Genomic DNA, 16,808 nt, shown 5'->3' on the forward strand with positions numbered 1-16,808 from the left:
TCCCCAGCGTCAGTTCTAGCAGGCACGGATTGCCGGAGAACGGGGGGAACCATGACGCCGCCACAGCCGTCCGCTTCCGGGGATAGCAACACGAATACCGACGAGGAGACGTCCCCGTGGCGGTCGTCCACGGTCCAGATCGTCCTCGCGGCGACGCTCCTCGCGCCGCTCGGCGTCCCGCTCATCAGTCCGACGCTACCCGTATTTCGGGACGCGTTCGGCATCACCGACGCACAGGCGAGCCTGCTCATCAGCACCTACTTCCTGACCGGAATCGTCCTGTCGCCGTTCATCGGCATGCTCGCCGACCGAATCGGCAGGCGGGCCGTCCTCATCTGGGGGCTGATCGCGTTCAGCATCTCGGGCGGTGCGATCGCCGTCGCGCCGAGTTACGAGGCCATCCTGTTGTTGCGAACCATCGGCGGGACCGCCGCCGCCGGTATCTTCATCACCACCGTCACGCTCATCGGGGATTCGTTCGAGGGCACCCAACGGAACTCCGTACTCGGGATGAACAACGCGGTGCTGTCCGCGGGGGCCGCGCTCTTCCCCATCGTCGGCGGCGCGCTCGCCACCGTCGCGTGGAACGTGCCGTACCTCGCCTACCTGCTCGGCCTGCCGCTCGCGCTGTACGCGGTTCGGCATCTGGAGGAACCCGCTCACGAACGCGACTCGAAGGGGCTCGCCTATCTGCGCCGCGCCGCCAGCGTCCTCAGCGGACCCGACGCGCTCGTCTGCTACGGCGCGGCGTGCATGACCGAACTGCTGTTGTTCGGCACGGTGCTCACGATTCTGCCGTTCCTGCTGGCCGGGGACTTCGGCATGTCGGCGTTGGCCATCGGACTCCTGCTCTCGGTCGCGGAACTCTCGTCGGTCATCGTCTCCGCGAAGAACGGCTGGTTCGCGCGGTACACGTCGAACTACGGCCTCATCGCCGCCGGGTTCGCCTGCTATTCCGTCGGCCTGTTCGGCGCGTGGTTGGCACCCTCGCCGGTTTTCATCGGCGTGACGATGCTCGTCCTCGGTGCGGGTCTCGGCCTCTCCATGCCCGCCGTGGACGCCGCCATCAGCGACCTCGTCTCCGCGGGACTGCGCGGCGGGGCGCTGAGCCTGCGCAACAGCACGACGTTTCTCGGGCGCGCCGCGGGGCCGATCCTGTTCGCCGGGCTCGCCGAGATTACGGGCTACTATCCGCTCTTCGTCGGCAGCGCCGTCGTCGCGCTCGTCATCGCGCTCTCGATAGCCTCGATGAGCGTCTACCGAACCCGCCGTCGGCCCGTCGCCGAGGCGTAGGTTCGTCGAGGCGCGCGGTACCACGGCGACCCGGCGGCAACAATCCTCTTTTGGCTCCGTCCCGACCACCATTCATGGCGACCGTTATCGGAATTCGGTGTGCCGAAGGTACCGTTCTCGCCGGCGACCGCCGAGTCACGAGCGACGACGCCGTCACTTCGGACGGGGTACGGCGAGTGTTCGAGTACGACGACGCCGGTGCCGCCGTCGTCGGTGACGTCGGGGCTATCGAGGAGTTCGACCGCCGATTCGGAATCGAACTCGACCGTAGTCGGGAGGAGAGCGACGACGTCCACATCGACCGAATCGCGCAGGTTGCGAGCGAGTTGACGGGTGAACTCGGTCTCGACGGGTTGGTCGTAGGGCTGGATTCGAACGGCGACGTCGGCCTCCGCGAAGTCGGGAGCGACGGCCTCGTGCTCGCGTCCGACGTGACCGCGCTCGGCAGCGGCGCGTCCGTCGCCTTCGGCCCCCTCGAACAGGTCGACACGGACCGCGGGTTGGACGACGTGGAAGCCCTCGCCCGCGAGACGCTCTCCATCGTCGCCCAACGCGACCCCGACACCGGCACCGACATCGACGTGGTGCGGTTCGAGAACGGCGACGATTGAGTTCGGGCGGTCATCGTTCAATTTCGAATCGCCCCCGAAAGGTCAGCTTTTACGTGCCGGTCCGCCAACCGACGACATAGAGACCATCACCGTCGCCCATCCCACAATGATTCTCGTCATCGACAACTACGACTCGTTCGCCTACAACCTCGTCCAGTATCTCGGCGAGTTCGCCGACGAGGTCGTCGTCCGGCGGAACGACGCCATCGACGTGGCCGGTATCCGCGCCCTCGACCCCGACGGAATCGTCGTCTCGCCGGGTCCCGGAACCCCGGACGACGCGGGGGTTTCGATGGCCGTCTTTTCCGAAACCACCTATCCCGCGCTCGGCGTCTGTCTGGGCCATCAGGCGCTCTGTGCGGCCCACGGCGCGCGGGTCGGCCACGCGCCGGACGTCGTCCACGGGAAGCCATCGACGGTGACACACGACGGCGAGGGAATCTTCGACGGGTTGCCCACGGAGTTCGACGTCGGACGATACCACTCGTTGGCGGTCGAACACGGTGACATTCCGGACGTGCTCGTCGAGACGGCGCGGACGACGGACGAGCGCGGCATCGTGATGGGGGTTCGGCACGCGACCCTCCCGCACGTCGGCGTGCAGTTCCATCCCGAGAGCATCCTCACCGACGAGGGGAAACGCCTCGTGCGGAACTTCTGTGAACTGTGCGAAGACGAACGGGAGCGTGAATCGGGAGGACCATGTACTACCACGTGAACGGCGACATCGTTCCGGCCGACGAGGCGACCGTGAGCGTCCGCGACCGCGGCTTCATGTACGGTGATGCGGCCTTCGAAACCCTGCGCGCTTATGGCGGAACCGTGTTCGAATGGGAGGCACACGCCGAGCGTCTGGAAGCGACCTGCGATGTGCTCGCGCTCGACCACGGGATTTCCGACGAGGACTTTCTGGAACGTATCCGCGACACGCTCGACGCGAACGACCTCCGTGACGCCTACGTCAAACTCTCCGTCTCCCGAGGCCCTCAACCCGGCAAACTCTCGCCCGGCCCGACGGAAAATCCGACGGTCGTCGTGATGGTCTCGGAACTCCCCCGCGGCGGAAGCGAGGGGACCCCGGTTTGGGACGCCCCGGCGACCGCCGAAGTCGTGAAGACGCAGCGTGTGCCCGACGCGGCGCTCCCCGCCCACGCGAAGACGCACAACTACCTGAACGGGATTCTCGCCCGTCTGGAACTCGATGCGGACACGGACGAAGCCGTCATGCTCGATTCGACGGGCGCGGTGACGGAAGGCGCGACGAGCAACCTGTTCTTCGTCCGCGACGGGGTTCTCTACACGCCGTCGCTCTCGAGTCCCGTGCTCCCCGGAATCACGCGAGACGTCGTCCGCTCGCTCGCCGACGACGCCGGAATCCCGAGCGAGACGGGGCGCTACGACCCCGCGGCGGTTCGACGGGCCGACGAGGCGTTCCTGACGAACACGACGTGGGAACTCCGCTCGCTCGCTTCCCTCGACGGTGTCGAAATCGGCGGCGGACCCGTGACCGACGAACTCGCCGCCGCGTTCGACGCGCTGGTCGAAGCGCGCCACTACGATCCGGACGCGTAGAGCGCCCGTTTGAAAAGGCTCAAACTCCCTCGGTCGCAAATCCCGGTCGATGGACGAGCACAGCCGAATCGCCGCTGTCGAGGAGCTCCCGGACGACACCACCTTCCTGTTCACGATTCGGGAGGGCTTCGACGAGGAGGAAGCCATCCTGGTCGCCGACGACGACGGCGACGTCCGAGCGTGGCGAAACTACTGTCAGCACTGGACCGACGTGCGCCTCGACAAGGGCGACGGCGCGAGCATGCGCGACGGCGAACTCGTCTGCGGCAAACACGGCGCGCTGTTCGAAGCCGACACCGGGGTCTGCACCTACGGCCCCTGCGAAGACGCCGTGCTGGACGAAGTCGAGATCACCGTCGAGGACGGGGATGTCTACCTGACCGACGACGATTACGAGTTCGTCGAACAGGGCTCCTCGATCACGCACGACCTCTCCTCGAACCGCTCGCTCGGCTTCGAGTGACGGATTCGGCTGGGGTTTTTCGTTTGGAGAGCTACCGTCCGCTACGAACAGATGTGAGCACAGCTCTGACGAGCTGTTCGCTCGCTCCTGCGTCACTCACGAAAACCTCGCGCGACGTGCGGTTGACGAGTATCGGCCACCCCGTCCAGCTGGGTGGCGCGCGGGCCAGCAGGTCCAAGGACAGTTCGTCCGAGGACCTGACTGGCTATCGCGCGAGGGATGAGCGGAACGACCGTAGGGAGTGAAGCGAATCGGCTGGGGAGGCTCGTGGTGCGGTGCGGAGGCGGTCGGGTGGGGATGAAAGGGGCCGCCCGTTCGCGTACAGCGTGGTCGTCTCGCCGACCCCTCTCGCTGAAGACGAGCGGAGCGAGTCGAAGTGAGATGTCGTTCGAGCGTCACGCGAACGTAGTGAGGGTGGCCACGGAAGTCGCAGCCCGCGAACGAATGTGAGCCGGAACGTCTTCCGGAGGACCGCGAACGGACGGGGGCTTTCGAGGTGATCTTCTCAGTTACTGTAATCACAACCCCATCATACACCTTTTTTCGTAGCGAACGACGAACTTCGAGGTCTTTCTCGTAGTCGCTGTATTCGCAAAACCGGAATCAAACGCATCTATTCCTCAGTGGCGCTGGCCCGAAAGTTCCGCACGCGCGGCGTCCAGAACGTCCGCAGGGGAAATCGCAACATCGTCCCAGGCCGGAAGGACCCCACTTCCACCGGAACGTTCCGGCGGCCGGATGGCGTCGGCGTAGGTTTCGACCTGTTCGCGCTCGGCCACCGGGTCGTACTCCAGTCCGTTGAACGCGGCGTCGGCGGCGTACTGCCGGACGAACTCGCGGCCGGTTTCGCGGTAGCGGGCGGGGAGCGTGTCGTACTCGGGGGCGACGCCGTGGTTCTCACAGACCCGGAAGAGGGCGTTTCCGACGCCCTCGCTCATGGTGGAGAGGCCGCCCGGGCCGGCCACGCCGCGATGGGCGTGTTCGTAGCGACCCAAGTCCACCTGTGCGCTTCCCTCGAATCCGGCGTGCTCGAAGGCGCTCCCGAGGGTGCCGACCTCCAGTCCCCAGTCGCGCTCGACGCGCATTCCGGTGGCGAGGTCGGCGGTCATGCCGAACTCCCCGGCCAGCGCGTAGCGGAACGCGCCGAGGTAGTCGAGAATCTCTCCGTCGTTCGCTCCCAGTAGCGTACGAACGAGCGGCGCGTAGAACAGTCGGAACAACCGACCGTAGAGGCGGTTCTCCTCGACGCGAGCGTAGTAGCCCTTCGTGAACGAGAATCCGGTATCGAGCGGGGCGAGCAGACGGGGGACGATGGACGGGTCGTACGTTTCGGTGTCCGCGTCGTGGCAGACGACGAACGCGGAATCGGCCGCCGCGACGCCGAGCGCCAACCAGACGTCCCGGCCTTTTCCGGCGGAGCCTGCAAGCCCGTGCTCGTCCAACAACGTCTCGACCCGTGGATTGGAACACCAGAGCAGCGTGAGCGACAGGTCGAACGACGAGAGCCAGTCGTGAATTCGGCCGACGGAATCAGCGGGGGCGCGAAGCGGAACGACGACGCGATTCGGGGCGACCGTTTCGAGCGCCGCGAAGACGCGTTCGGCCGTCCGGGACCCGTACTCCCGGTCGGTCAGTGGGACGACGACCGACGTCCGGTCGGTCGGCGCGTCGGGAACCCGCCCGCTCAGGTCGTGGAGCGTCGTCACCCGCTCCTGCACGTACTCCATTGGAGATGGCTTCGGTCAGGAGGATGAAAAAGGGCGTGGAGTCGGCAGAACCGTCTCGGTTACCGGGGTCTTCGAAGTTCGAATTAGCTGGTCGCGGCCGCCGTCGGCAGTCGGTCGGCGCGGTGGAGCGCGACGAGGACGAACAGGATGGCGATCAAGCCGATGGAAAACGTCCGGAACACGGTATCGAACAGGAATCCGGCGTCCAACAGCGCGCCGACTATCGAACTGCCTGCCGCCTGTCCGATCATGGCGAGGCCGCTGTACACCGCGTACGCGCTGGCCCTGTTCTCGTCCGGCAAGGAGTCGAGCAGGTAGGTGTCGAGCGCCGGAAACAGGCTGTGGATGACGTAGCCGAGGACGAGCGAGACCCCGATGATGGCGGCGAGTCCCTGTGCCGCCGTCAACGCGAGCAGACAGACGATGAACCCGCCGAGGATGGACAGCATGAGCGGGACGTGTGGGACCCGGTCCGCCAGTCGCCCGGTGAGGAAGAACGCCGGAACGCCCGCAGCGAAGACGACCGTCAGGAGCGTCCGTCCGGTCGTCAGTGAAAGCCCCTTCGTCTGGTGGATGTAGCTCGGAAACCAGTTGAACAGCCCGTTCCAGACGAATCCCGTCGCGCCGATGATGGCGACGCCGCTGAGGATGATGGGCCACTGGCGGAGGAACGCCGTCAACAGATCTCTATCGGTGGCCCCCGCGTCGGGGAGTTCGGTTCTCCCGACGACCACGAAGTACACGACGGTGACGGCGGCGGCGACGATCATGAACAGTTTCAGCACGTCGCGCCACCCGACCATCGTCAACAGCAGGCCGACGAGGATCGGTGCGATGGCGGCGGCGAGTTGGCTGGCCATCCCGTGGATGCCGATGGCTCGCCCCACCCGGTCGGGGTACAGTTCGCTCACGAGAGGGTTCGCGGCGATGAAGTAGATCGCGCTCGCCATCCCCATGGCGAACGCGCCGATGGCCAGCGTGGTGATCGATGACGCGTACGCGGTGAGTCCAGTGGAAACGGTCAGGACGATACCCGCACCGAGCACGACGCGATGACGTGCGACGCGGGTGAGGAGATAGCCCGTCGGAATGCGCGGGAGAGCACTTCCGAGCCAGACGAGCGTGGCGATGAGTCCGATGGTCGTGTCGCTAACCACGAAGTGGGCCTTGAGCGGTTCGAGCAACGGCGCGAACACGACGCGGGCGAAATTGACCAGGAAGACCATCGAGCTAAGCGACGCGAACAGACGACCCCGAGACACGGGCGTGGATTTCGAGAGGGGGTAGTCAAACCTTCCGAAACGGGCAAGAGAATACGTTTGACCGCGGTGTTCGTTCCCACTCGACACACCTGAACGTCGTCGTTCGTCACCGAGCCGAGCGTGTAAACTGAAAACCAGTTCCGTCGATGCCTATATGTCAACAGCTGATGTATGACGGTTCAATGCAATCGGTTCGAAGTGGTCTACGGAAGGGCGAGGTCGAGAAAGACACGTACGGGAGACTCTCGTGCTCGGACTGCCGAGAATCCTTGAAAACAAGAAACGATCCATCCGAGGTCTACTCGGTTCGATTGTGTCCTGATTGTGGTAGCAAGTGGAAAGTATTGTAAATATATTATTCTCTCCGAAGCGCTCGTCACGTGCGGTGCTCGCGTGGCGATACGTCGTCCGACGTGTCGTCCCCGAGACTGTCGAATTCGCTGGTTCCTGTAGGTTTATCGGCCAGTCACTCGCACCAGTCGTATGGCTCGCGCACTGCTCGTCGGCGGCACACGGTTCATGGGACGACACACGGTCGAGGAACTGCTCGATCACGAGTACGAGGTGACGACGTTCACACGCGGCGAATCCGGCAACCCGTTCGCTGACCGAGCGGACGTCTCACACATCCGTGGGGATCGAAACGACCGCGAGGCGCTCGAAGTCGCACGGGACGACGTCGACCCCGACATCGTCATCGATTTTTGCGTGATGCATCCCCGGCAAATCGAGACGGCAACCGACCTGTTCGCCGACGTGGACGCGTACGTCTACGTCTCCAGCGGAAGCGCGTACGCGGAGTATCCGATACCCATCCGGGAGGACGCTACGCTGCACGACTGCACCGACGAACAGGCCGACGACGAGTCGATGGAGAGCTACGGCCCGCGAAAGGCCGAGTGTGACCGCGTCTGTTTCGCCGCCGCCGAGGCGGACGTGAACGCGATGGTCGTCCGACCCATGCTCATCTACGGTCCGTACGACTACACGGAGCGATTCGACTACTGGCTCCATCGCGTCTCGACGTTCGACCGCGTTCTCGTACCGGGCGACGGCGGGAGCCTGCTTCACCGGGCCTACGCCATCGACGGTGCTCGCGCCCTGCGAATCGTCGCCGAGCGCGGAACGCCCGGTGAAGCGTACAACCTCGCCGACCGCGAGACGATGTCGCTCGATGGCTCGCTGGAACTCGCGGCCGACGCCATGGACACGGCGGTCGAACTCGTCCACGCCAGCGAGCGGGAATTGGAAACACACGGCCTCTCGTCCGCCGACTTCCCGCTGTACACGCCGACGCCGTTTCTGGCATCGACCGAAAAACTCGGGTCCCTCGGATGGGAGTCCACGCCGCTTTCCGAAACCATCGCTCGAACCGTCGAGGAACACCTCGAATCCGGACGGATCGGCGAGGATGTCGGACCGGATCGCGAGAAAGAGGAAGCCGTGCTCGACGCGCTCGTCGAGTGAATCCCGTTATCGAACGCGGAACTCGAATCCGTTCGCGTCCCCCGTTTCGCCGCCAAGCACGCTCGCTACGCCTGCGCCGAACGAGTAGGCGATGTCCCGCGCGCCGAGGTTCAACCGACGTCGGAGCGGCGGCGTCGGTTCGAACTCCTGCACCGACACCTCGCTCACGTCGAGTTGCTCGGCCAGTCGTGCTTCGACGTCCTCCCGCGTCCCGATCTCGTCCACGAGACCCAGTTCGCGCGCTTCCTCGCCGAGGTATACGCGGGCTTCAGTCTCCCGAACCGTCTCGGGATCGAGGTCGCGTCCGGCGACCACGCGCTCCACGAAGTCGTCGTACAGGCCGTCGATGATTCCCTGCAAGTAGTTGCGTTCGTCCCCGTCCAACTCCTTCAGGGGGACACCAGCGTCCTTGTACTTGCCCGCCGCCAGTCGTTCGTACGAGAGGCCGACCTTGTCGGCCAGTTCGGACGCGTTTACCCGCGACCCGATGACGCCGATGCTGCCGACGATGCTGGCGTCGCGGGCGAACAGTTCGTCACACCCGCTTGCAATCCAGTAGCCGCCGCTGGCACACACGTCCGTCGCGTACGCTATCGTGGGGCCGTCGAATCGCTCGGCCGCGAGGCGGATATCCTCGCTGGGGACGACCTCGCCGCCGGGCGTGTTCAACCGCAACAACAGTCCGTTCGCGTTCGTGTCGTCGTTCGCCCGGTCGATTTGTTCCACGATGTCGTCGGCTGGCGTTCCACCTCTGGAGGGGAGCCCGCCACCGCCACCGTCCCGACGTATCGGCCCTTCCACGGCGACTTCTGCCACGTCGTACGACGGAAACCGCTGGGCCGCGAACCGGGCGGCTGCTCGCGCTCCCATGACTCCCGCGAGCAGTACGAACACGATTCCTACCACGTCCGCGAGGTCGTAGGCATAATCGAGAAACAGCCACCACGCGACGACAACTGTCAGCACTGTTCCGCCAAAAACGATCGCGAGCCGTTGCCCACGACCACCCCCGTTCGACGAGCGTCCGCTTGCCATATCGATAGATGGGTGGGCGACGGCGTTAAAAGTTCGCTAGCAAAGGGTCAGCAGATTATAGCAGACCGGTCTTCTGGAGCTTCATGAGGTCCTCGGTGTCGAGGGTCTCCCCTTCCTTGAACTGCTGGTAGATTTCCTCGGCCTCGGCCTTGGCCTCTTCGCGCTCCTTGGCCTTCTCGGATTTGCGCTCCTTTTCCTCTTTCTTGTCGAGTTCGCGCAGGCGCTTCTGGACGCGGACGAAGTCCTCGTGGTGCTGGTCGGCGGCTTCCTGGGCTTCCACGAAGTTCTCGTGCATCGCGTCGGCGTCGTCACGGATGTCGTCGGCTTCGCGGTAGGCCTCGATCATCTTGTTGTGATGCTGCTGGGCCTGGTCCGCGAGTTCCGTCACTTTCTCGTGGTGCGTGCTCGCTTCGGCACGAACCTCCTCTGCCTCTTCGACGAGTTCTTCGAGGTCGTCGCTCTGATCGAGCTTTTCCTTGCGGCTCGTGTACTCGTCGCGCTTGGCCTCGATTTTCTCGATGAGTTCGCGCTCGTCCTCGGTGGAGAGGACTTCCGTCTGCTGTTTGAACTCAAGCTCTTCGATTTCCTTCTTGAGTTGCTCCAAATCCTTTCCCTCGTCGAGTTCGAGGTCGGATTTGCGGTCCTCAACGCGGTCGAACAGTTTGTTCGCCTCGGCGTTGAGTTCGTTGCGCTTCTTTTTGTGTTCCTGAACTTGCTCGTTCAGTTCGTCACGCTTTTCTCGGTGTTCTTGGGCCTCATCCACCTTTTCCCGTGTGCTCGCGTTCAAGTCATCACGCTTGGACGCGCGTTTGCTCGCCTGCTGATTCAGCTCGTTTCGTCGGTCTCGGAGCTGTCCTGCGAGTTTAATGAGTTCACCTTTCGACTTGTTCTGAAGATCCTCTTCTGTTACGCTTACCATTCTTAGTTAAACCTCGGTTCCTTCCACTCCGGCAAATGATAGCATCGCTACTCTTCTACGAGTTCCAACCATCCGATGACAATATTCCCATATCATTGGTTGACGCGCGGTGCTACCGTGACGCCGGAAGCGTTCAGGTATTACGAAGTATTCGGCATAGCTATTTAAAAGTTGTGCCCTCAAATTATGTGGAAACGCCTAGCACACGCTCCGTACCCCGTGGAAACGGTTGACACACACCTCCAATGGAGTTTATAAAGAATGGTTGGCACATGCAAGCGGTAGAGGCGGACGAATTGAAGCAACATCGTTCCTATTTGGGGAAAATGCCCGAGAGAGGCACGCTACGTCGGATTTTCACTTTCACTCCGGATACGGGTCGATTTAACGTGGGTGGCGGACGGAAATCGAGGTATGATAGAAGCGCTCCGATGTACGTGTGAAGCGACGGATTGCGACCGCGAACTGGCCGAGCGACATCTGATGTTGTCGATGCAGACCAGCGCGGGTACGCGCCGCGCATACGAGTGTGATTGTGGCGCAGTTACGGTGACGGTCACACGCTGACCGGGAACGCGAACCCCAACCGCGACACCCAAACACGAACCGGAAATGACGACGCTGAAGTGGCCCCCGTGGAAAGCCGACGCATGAAGGAAACGATCCACGCACGCGGCCACGAGAACGTATCCGCTCGCCACGCGAGCACGTTCGAAATCACGACCGATGACTTTCTCACGCCCGCGGGTGACTGCATCCTCGCCATCGAGGCCGACCGCGCACCCGCCGACTTCGACCCCGACTTCGTGGAGGCCTGCCGGGACGAGGACGCCACGATAACCGTGACCGTCGAGGCGGGCGACCACTCCGAGACCGTCACCGGCCACGGCCATCCCGACCTCGAATTCGACAGCGACCGAAGCATGGTCGGCCGCACCAGCGACTACGTGGACGAGCGAACGTTCGTCCTCTGCTGTGAGTTCGCCGCCGAGGGGTTCAACCGGGACCTCGTGACCGCGCTGGAGAACGGATTGGAAACCGTCGTCACCGTCGAAGTGGAGTAGTCCGAAACCGACCGAACGCGACGGTCCACCGCCCGATGGTTTTTATCCGATAGCGACCCGAGAGTGGTGTATGAGCGACGACCCGGAACCCGCCGAGAACATCAGCGGCGGGGAGGACGGCGGCGGTATGGCCGCCGAGTTCACACCCGCGGACGCCGAGACCCGCGCCGAGGAGGTCGTGGACCGACTCGGCGAACTGTACTGGCAGAAATCGTATGGCGGGCAGGACGCCTTCACCTGCCTCGTCCGCACCATCCTCAGCCAGAACACCAGCGACGTGGCCAGCCAACCGGCCCACGACGACCTCGTGGTCGAGTACGGCGGCGACGACCTCGCCGAAAACCTCGCCAAGGCCGAGCACGGCGAACTCGCGGACACGATTCACTCCGCCGGACTGTACAACCAGAAGGCGGACGTGATCATCGAATCGGCCGAGAACGTCCTCGCGGAGTACGGGAGCGCGGCGGCGTTCGACGAGTTCGTCAGGGAGGAGGAACCGAGCGAGGTTCGAAACGCCCTACTGGAGATGAACGGCGTCGGGCCGAAGACGGCCGACTGCGTGCTTCTCTTTTCCGGCGGGCAATCGAGCGTGTTCCCCGTGGACACGCACGTCCACCGGATCTATCGCAGGATGGGCATCGCGCCGCCGGACGCCGACCACGAGGAAGTTCGAGAGGTGCTGGAGGACGAGGTTCCGGCCGAGAAATGCGGGTTCGGACACACGGCGAGCATTCAGTTCGGGCGTGAGTACTGCTCCGCCCGGAAGCCCTCGTGTCTGGACGGCGAGGAGGAATGCCCGATGGCGGATCTGTGCGAGCAGGTCGGGGTGGACGTGGAAAACGGTACGGTCGTCGACCCGGCGGAATCGGGACGGTGAAACTGGGTTTTAGCTACTGACTGGTTCGGGTTTCTCCGAACCGAATTTACGTGACAGCCATCTCCCGATCATCGCGGCGATTGCCCCGGACACACCGACCATCACGGCAACGAACGCGATCAGTACCAATACGATGAGTACCTCCAAGGCTCCGAAAAATACGGGCTGGTCGAACTGTAAAATCTCACCGACCGTGGGGACCATATCCCACAAGATCGGAAGTGACCCGACCAATCCGGTTCGAAACCCGATTCCCTGCGCTTCTTTCTTTCCGCCGAGGGTTACTACTCCGCCGAGCAGTCCCGTCCAGAATACGATGCCGAAGTCGAGCGTTCCGGGGTATGGTGCGTTGATTAGGACGTAAGCGGCCGAAATGACTCCCGCGGGCAGCGCGTACGCCCACGGATGAGCCGTCACGAATTCACGCAGATCTCTAATCATGGGTTTGTTTGTATGCTATACATTCATGCGTGCATATATTTGTTGACGAGTAAAAACTAGCTACCCCTACCGATAGCGAAAATCGTCCGATTCTCTACTCCACGCCGCCCTCGGAGTGGGACACGTCCGACAGCCACATCGTCTTCTTGTTGACGAACTCGTGGATGCCGTGTTTCGAGAGTTCGCGGCCGTAGCCCGAATCCTTCACGCCGCCGAACGGCAGACGGGGGTCGGATTTGACGAGTTCGTTGACGAACACCATGCCCGACTCGATTTCGCTGGCGACCTCCTTCGCCTGCCGTTTGTCCTGCGTCCAGACGCTCGCGCCGAGTCCGTAGGTGGTGTCATTGGCGCGTCGAATCGCTTCCTCGGTGCTGGAAACGTTGAAAACCGAGGCTACGGGACCGAACAGTTCCTCGTCCGCGGCGGGACTGCCCTCTGGAATGTCGGTGAGCACTGTCGGCGGGTAGTACGGCCCGTCCCTGTCGAGCGGTTCGCCGCCGAGTTCGACGGTCGCGCCCGCGTCCGCGCTCACCTCGACCTGTTCGTGGAGGTCCTCCATCAGGTCCTCGCGGGCCTGCGGGCCGATGTCGGTGTCGTCGTCCATCGGGTCGCCGATGGTCAGCGACTCCATCTCGTCCGTGAACGTTTCGAGGAACTCGTCGTACACGTCCTCGTGGACGACGAACCGCTTCGCGGCGATACAGGACTGGCCGTTGTTGATACAGCGGGCCTGCGCGCCCGTCGTGGCCGCGTCCTCGACGTCGGCGTCGGGGAGGACGACGAACGGGTCGCTCCCGCCGAGTTCGAGGACTGTCTTCTTGAGGTTCTTCCCGGCCGTTTCGGCGACGGCGCGTCCGGCCCCTTCGCTCCCCGTCAGCGTCACGGCTTCGAGTCGTTCGTCCTCGATGATGCTCTCGACCGTGTCAGACCCGACGAGCAGGGTAGTGAACACGCCCTCCGGGAAACCGGCTTCCTCCAACACTTCCTGAATCGCCATGGCACACCCCGGAACGTTCGAGGCGTGTTTGAGCAGGCCGACGTTCCCCGCCGTGATGTTCGGTCCGATGAACCGGAACACCTGCCAGAACGGGAAGTTCCACGGCATCACGGCGAGCACCGGCCCGAGCGGTTCGTACGAGACGTACGATTCCACCTCGGCCTCCGTGCCGATGTGTTCGTCCTGCAGGAACTCCGCGGCGTGCTCGGCGTAGTAGTCACACACCCACGCGCATTTCTCGACCTCCGAAATCGCGGCGTCGAGGGGTTTTCCCATCTCCTTCGTCATCAACTCGCCGTACTCCTCCTTGTTGTCGCGGAGGACGTCCCCCGCCTCCCCGATGAGTCGCTGGCGTTCCTCTATCGGCGTGTGTCGCCACTCGTCGTAGGTTTCGGTTGCGCGCTGCAGTTTCTCGTCCACCGAACTCCCGTCGTCGTCGTCGTACGTCCCCACTACCTCGCCCGTTGCGGGATTGAGACTCTCCATGGATGACGCGACATCGTCCATGGGCATGTACGCTGTGGCGGCCCACGCAAGCCGATGGTACTGGGAAGAAAGGGTGGTCTAGTTCCATTTCGATGATGGTACCGTCGAACAATCGTCCGTTTCCGTCCATACGCGCCCCATACTTATGCGAATCCCAACCGACCAGTATTCTCACATGAATCGTTCGGGGGGCGGGAGGAGTCGATAATGGCGTCGCTCGAAATCTTCCTCGTCATCGGGGTGAGTCTGTTGCTCTCGCTCGTTCTCAGCGAGGCCATCGAACGACTCGGCGAACCGGGATTTCTCGGTGAAATTCTCGCGGGCGTCATTCTCGGACCGTCAGTCGCCATGCTCATCAGCAGCACGGCCGAGAACAGCCCGTTCATCCTCATCGCAACCATCGGCGGCCTGTTGCTCTTTTTCGACGTCGGCTATCAGCAGATCGACCTGAGCGACCTGCTGGCCGCGTTTCGTCCCGTGCTGATAATCGGATTGTCGGGCGTCTTTCTCCCGTTCATCGTCGGCTACATCATCGGGAGCTACTTCGGCCAAGGGTTGGAATCGAGCCTCTACCTCGGCCTCATCCTCTCGGTGACATCGGTCTCCATCGTCGTCCGAACCCTGCTGTCGCTGAACAAACTCGACACGCAGTACGGTCGCTGGATCCTCGGCGCGTCGGTCGTGGACGACGTGGTCGGCCTGCTGGGTATCTCCATCTTGCCCCTGTTCTTCGTCGCCGGGGGGGCCATGGGAACCATCTCCGCGCTCGGGTTGGCCGCGCTGTTCTTCGTCGCCGCGGCGATTTTCTACCGTTTCCTACTCGACCCCGTCTCCGACCTGCTGTCGAAATCCGAAGTCGGCATGTCGGACTTCATCGGAATCCTCGGCCTTCTCTTCATTTTCGGCTACGCCTCCGACGCGGTGGACCTCTCGTACTTCATCGGCGCGCTCACCATCGGATTGGTGGTCTCCACGAACAAGCGACTGGAAGGCAAGAGCCTCCAGTCGGACGTGTACGGTATCGCATACGGGGTGTTCATCCCGCTCTACTTCGTCGCCATCGGCGCACGAATGGATCTCGGTGCGCTAACCGTCAACACCTTTATTGTCGTCTTCGCGGTGTTCGGTCTCCTGTCGAACTTCATCGCGGGTTACGTCGGCAACATCATCGCGGGCGGGCAGCGAGAACACTCGCTCATCCTGGGATTCGCGCTGCTGCCCCGCTCCGAATCCGGCATCGCCATCGTCTCGCTCGGCGTGGCCCAACACATCGTCGGCAACCAGATCTTCGTCGCCTATCTGGTCGTCTTCGTTATCTCCGTCCTGTTGACCCCGTCGCTACTGAAGCGGGCGGTCGAACGCGCCGAGGCGAAGAAAAGCAAGGAGAAGGGGTCGGGAACGGCGGGCGGTTCGTCGGATGCGGATAGTTCGTCGGGGTCGAACGGGGCGGATTCGGGCAACTCGTCTGGGTCGGCTGGCACGTCTGATTCGAGCGATTCGTCCGGGTCAAGTAGTTCCTCGGGGTCGAGTTCGGACGGTTCGTCCGGATCGAGCGAATCGGATTCGGATAGTTCGACGAACTCGGATGGTTCGTCCGGATCGGATAGCTCATCGGATTCGAGCGATTCGTCGGATTCGAGCAGTTAATCGGTCCGCTACTTCTCGCGGTCGTACCGCTCGGCCGCCGTCTCGAACGCCGTTTCGACCTGTTCCTTACTTCGTCGTCCTTCGGCCTCGGCGATGGCTTCCGGGTCGGGATTCACGTCGTCGTCGATACGCGCCCACGATTTGTGGACCTTCGCGTGACACCACCGACAGAGGTACACCGTGATTTCGTGAGAAAGCGTCTCGCCGCCTCCGGCGTACGAGAGGTGGTGTTCTTCCAGCAGCGGGCGTTCGTCGGAGTGGGCCATCCGCCGCTCTTCGAGACCGCAGCGGATGCATTCGCGGTCGCGGTTGCGACAGCGATAGTGCGGACAGTCGCTCCACTCCCAATCGCCGTCCGGGTCCGCGACAGGACAGCGAAACTCCTCCTCTCGACGTTCGCGGGCGAACTCGGGGTCGTGTTCCGGATGCTCGAACGCGTAGCGGCAGTTTCCCTCGTCGGTCAGGTGATCACAGAGTCCGGCGTGTTCGTAGGGGTCGTCCACGCCGACGGCGGTCCCCGACGGGGTTTTCTCCATGGTCGTGGGTGGCGGCGCTCTCGCACAAAAGTTTTGTCTCCCGCCTGAGGAGTTGGCGACGTGCGCGTCGTACACGAATCGGACGGACGGTCGGAGACGCTAGCGAACGATGTCGAGACGGCGGATTCGTTTCTCTCGCAGGCGAAGGGGTTGATGTTCCGGCGGTCGATTCCGGACGACTACGCGCTGGCGTTCCGGTTCGGCGACGTCGATGCCCGGGACGTGCACATGGTGTTCGTTCCGTTCGCACTCGACGCCGTGTGGGCGACGGAGGGGGAAGTCCAGCACGTCAAACGACTCTCCGCGTGGACCGGACTGGGAAAAGCCGAGGCGGACACGTTATTCGAACTGCCAGCGGGTAGTGCCGCCGACGTGTCGGTCGGCGATTCGGTTCGGTTGATCGAATAA

The 16,808-nt window shown here is 63.3% G+C and carries 19 protein-coding genes; 12 read left to right on the forward strand and 7 right to left on the reverse strand.

The window, feature by feature from the left end; translation table 11 throughout:
• Nucleotides 1-51 precede the first annotated feature (51 nt).
• From NKF26_RS10125 to NKF26_RS10145, 5 genes are all read left to right on the forward strand, one after another.
• Nucleotides 52-1,293 carry an MFS transporter gene (locus tag NKF26_RS10125; protein ID WP_253228275.1) on the forward strand — a complete coding sequence of 414 codons (1,242 nt, stop codon included), beginning with the start codon at nt 52-54 and terminating at the stop codon, nt 1,291-1,293.
• 74 nt (nt 1,294-1,367) lie between these two features.
• Nucleotides 1,368-1,904 carry a 20S proteasome subunit A/B gene (locus tag NKF26_RS10130; RefSeq protein WP_253228274.1) on the forward strand — a complete coding sequence of 179 codons (537 nt, stop codon included), beginning with the start codon at nt 1,368-1,370 and terminating at the stop codon, nt 1,902-1,904.
• A 106-nt stretch (nt 1,905-2,010) separates the two neighbouring features.
• Nucleotides 2,011-2,622 (forward strand): aminodeoxychorismate/anthranilate synthase component II, encoded by a 612-nt coding sequence (locus NKF26_RS10135; RefSeq protein ID WP_253234255.1) that lies wholly within the window; start codon nt 2,011-2,013, stop codon nt 2,620-2,622.
• Nucleotides 2,607-3,476 (forward strand): aminotransferase class IV, encoded by an 870-nt coding sequence (locus NKF26_RS10140; protein ID WP_253234256.1) that lies wholly within the window; start codon nt 2,607-2,609, stop codon nt 3,474-3,476. Before NKF26_RS10135 ends, NKF26_RS10140 begins: the two co-directional genes overlap by 16 nt.
• Before the next feature lie 49 nt (nt 3,477-3,525).
• A complete protein-coding gene (locus NKF26_RS10145; RefSeq protein ID WP_253228271.1) occupies nt 3,526-3,939 on the forward strand; it encodes a Rieske (2Fe-2S) protein in 414 nt (137 codons plus the stop codon).
• Between the two features lie 620 nt (nt 3,940-4,559).
• On the opposite strand, the gene NKF26_RS10150 is transcribed toward NKF26_RS10145, so the two are convergent.
• Nucleotides 4,560-5,666, reverse strand: a complete 1,107-nt coding sequence (locus tag NKF26_RS10150; protein WP_253228270.1) for a glycosyl transferase family 2 — start codon at nt 5,664-5,666, stop codon at nt 4,560-4,562.
• Between the two features lie 83 nt (nt 5,667-5,749).
• Nucleotides 5,750-6,892, reverse strand: coding sequence for an MFS transporter (locus NKF26_RS10155; protein ID WP_253228301.1), 1,143 nt, complete (start codon nt 6,890-6,892; stop codon nt 5,750-5,752).
• 218 nt (nt 6,893-7,110) lie between these two features.
• On the opposite strand from NKF26_RS10155, the gene NKF26_RS24290 reads away from it, so the two are divergent.
• Together NKF26_RS24290 and NKF26_RS10160 are read left to right on the forward strand one after the other, a co-directional pair.
• Complete coding sequence (locus NKF26_RS24290; protein ID WP_303647121.1) at nt 7,111-7,278, forward strand: HVO_0758 family zinc finger protein; 168 nt, start codon at nt 7,111-7,113, stop codon at nt 7,276-7,278.
• 133 nt (nt 7,279-7,411) lie between these two features.
• Nucleotides 7,412-8,395, forward strand: a complete 984-nt coding sequence (locus tag NKF26_RS10160; protein ID WP_253228269.1) for an NAD-dependent epimerase/dehydratase family protein — start codon at nt 7,412-7,414, stop codon at nt 8,393-8,395.
• Nucleotides 8,396-8,401: 6 nt separating this feature from the next.
• Here NKF26_RS10160 and sppA read toward each other — a convergent pair whose 3' ends face one another.
• Together sppA and NKF26_RS10170 are read right to left on the reverse strand one after the other, a co-directional pair.
• Nucleotides 8,402-9,430 carry a signal peptide peptidase SppA gene (gene sppA / locus NKF26_RS10165; RefSeq protein WP_253234257.1) on the reverse strand — a complete coding sequence of 343 codons (1,029 nt, stop codon included), beginning with the start codon at nt 9,428-9,430 and terminating at the stop codon, nt 8,402-8,404.
• Nucleotides 9,431-9,485: 55 nt separating this feature from the next.
• On the reverse strand, nt 9,486-10,349 hold the full coding sequence (locus NKF26_RS10170; RefSeq protein WP_066143488.1) for a coiled-coil protein: 864 nt from the start codon (nt 10,347-10,349) through the stop codon (nt 9,486-9,488).
• Nucleotides 10,350-10,763: 414 nt separating this feature from the next.
• Here NKF26_RS10170 and NKF26_RS10175 point away from each other — a divergent pair, with 414 nt between their 5' ends.
• The 3 genes from NKF26_RS10175 to nth all read left to right on the forward strand — a co-directional run bounded on the left by NKF26_RS10175 (nt 10,764) and on the right by nth (nt 12,290).
• A complete protein-coding gene (locus tag NKF26_RS10175) occupies nt 10,764-10,916 on the forward strand; it encodes a hypothetical protein (RefSeq protein ID WP_253228267.1) in 153 nt (50 codons plus the stop codon).
• 83 nt (nt 10,917-10,999) lie between these two features.
• Entirely contained in the window at nt 11,000-11,413 is a 414-nt protein-coding gene (locus NKF26_RS10180; protein ID WP_253234258.1) for a DUF371 domain-containing protein, read from the forward strand.
• 70 nt (nt 11,414-11,483) lie between these two features.
• Nucleotides 11,484-12,290 (forward strand): endonuclease III, encoded by an 807-nt coding sequence (nth, locus tag NKF26_RS10185; RefSeq protein WP_253234259.1) that lies wholly within the window; start codon nt 11,484-11,486, stop codon nt 12,288-12,290.
• A gap of 9 nt (nt 12,291-12,299) precedes the next feature.
• Here nth and NKF26_RS10190 read toward each other — a convergent pair whose 3' ends face one another.
• Entirely contained in the window at nt 12,300-12,707 is a 408-nt protein-coding gene (locus NKF26_RS10190) for a DUF5518 domain-containing protein (protein WP_253234260.1), read from the reverse strand.
• Between the two features lie 118 nt (nt 12,708-12,825).
• A complete protein-coding gene (locus tag NKF26_RS10195; RefSeq protein WP_253228263.1) occupies nt 12,826-14,217 on the reverse strand; it encodes an NAD-dependent succinate-semialdehyde dehydrogenase in 1,392 nt (463 codons plus the stop codon).
• Nucleotides 14,218-14,424: 207 nt separating this feature from the next.
• On the opposite strand from NKF26_RS10195, the gene NKF26_RS10200 reads away from it, so the two are divergent.
• Complete coding sequence (locus tag NKF26_RS10200; RefSeq protein ID WP_253234261.1) at nt 14,425-15,864, forward strand: cation:proton antiporter; 1,440 nt, start codon at nt 14,425-14,427, stop codon at nt 15,862-15,864.
• Nucleotides 15,865-15,872: 8 nt separating this feature from the next.
• Here the strand turns inward: NKF26_RS10200 and NKF26_RS10205 are convergent, their stop codons facing one another.
• Nucleotides 15,873-16,400 (reverse strand): hypothetical protein, encoded by a 528-nt coding sequence (locus NKF26_RS10205; protein ID WP_253228261.1) that lies wholly within the window; start codon nt 16,398-16,400, stop codon nt 15,873-15,875.
• Between the two features lie 60 nt (nt 16,401-16,460).
• Here NKF26_RS10205 and NKF26_RS10210 point away from each other — a divergent pair, with 60 nt between their 5' ends.
• Nucleotides 16,461-16,808, forward strand: a complete 348-nt coding sequence (locus NKF26_RS10210) for a DUF192 domain-containing protein (protein ID WP_253228260.1) — start codon at nt 16,461-16,463, stop codon at nt 16,806-16,808.

Origin of the sequence: Haladaptatus sp. AB618 (assembly GCF_024136965.1) — an archaeon.
In the GTDB taxonomy this organism is placed as follows: domain Archaea; phylum Halobacteriota; class Halobacteria; order Halobacteriales; family Haladaptataceae; genus Haladaptatus.

Bases quoted from the DNA above. Each gene is read 5' to 3' on its own strand.
- NKF26_RS10125 (WP_253228275.1), top strand. From the start codon at position 52: ATGACGCCGCCACAGCCGTCCGCTTCCGGGGATAGCAACACGAATACC.
- NKF26_RS10130 (WP_253228274.1), top strand. From the start codon at position 1,368: ATGGCGACCGTTATCGGAATTCGGTGTGCCGAAGGTACCGTTCTCGCC.
- NKF26_RS10135 (WP_253234255.1), top strand. From the start codon at position 2,011: ATGATTCTCGTCATCGACAACTACGACTCGTTCGCCTACAACCTCGTC.
- NKF26_RS10140 (WP_253234256.1), top strand. From the start codon at position 2,607: ATGTACTACCACGTGAACGGCGACATCGTTCCGGCCGACGAGGCGACC.
- NKF26_RS10145 (WP_253228271.1), top strand. From the start codon at position 3,526: ATGGACGAGCACAGCCGAATCGCCGCTGTCGAGGAGCTCCCGGACGAC.
- NKF26_RS10150 (WP_253228270.1), bottom strand. From the start codon at position 5,666: ATGGAGTACGTGCAGGAGCGGGTGACGACGCTCCACGACCTGAGCGGG.
- NKF26_RS10155 (WP_253228301.1), bottom strand. From the start codon at position 6,892: ATGGTCTTCCTGGTCAATTTCGCCCGCGTCGTGTTCGCGCCGTTGCTC.
- NKF26_RS24290 (WP_303647121.1), top strand. From the start codon at position 7,111: ATGCAATCGGTTCGAAGTGGTCTACGGAAGGGCGAGGTCGAGAAAGAC.
- NKF26_RS10160 (WP_253228269.1), top strand. From the start codon at position 7,412: ATGGCTCGCGCACTGCTCGTCGGCGGCACACGGTTCATGGGACGACAC.
- sppA (WP_253234257.1), bottom strand. From the start codon at position 9,430: ATGGCAAGCGGACGCTCGTCGAACGGGGGTGGTCGTGGGCAACGGCTC.
- NKF26_RS10170 (WP_066143488.1), bottom strand. From the start codon at position 10,349: ATGGTAAGCGTAACAGAAGAGGATCTTCAGAACAAGTCGAAAGGTGAA.
- NKF26_RS10175 (WP_253228267.1), top strand. From the start codon at position 10,764: ATGATAGAAGCGCTCCGATGTACGTGTGAAGCGACGGATTGCGACCGC.
- NKF26_RS10180 (WP_253234258.1), top strand. From the start codon at position 11,000: ATGAAGGAAACGATCCACGCACGCGGCCACGAGAACGTATCCGCTCGC.
- nth (WP_253234259.1), top strand. From the start codon at position 11,484: ATGAGCGACGACCCGGAACCCGCCGAGAACATCAGCGGCGGGGAGGAC.
- NKF26_RS10195 (WP_253228263.1), bottom strand. From the start codon at position 14,217: ATGGAGAGTCTCAATCCCGCAACGGGCGAGGTAGTGGGGACGTACGAC.
- NKF26_RS10200 (WP_253234261.1), top strand. From the start codon at position 14,425: ATGGCGTCGCTCGAAATCTTCCTCGTCATCGGGGTGAGTCTGTTGCTC.
- NKF26_RS10205 (WP_253228261.1), bottom strand. From the start codon at position 16,400: ATGGAGAAAACCCCGTCGGGGACCGCCGTCGGCGTGGACGACCCCTAC.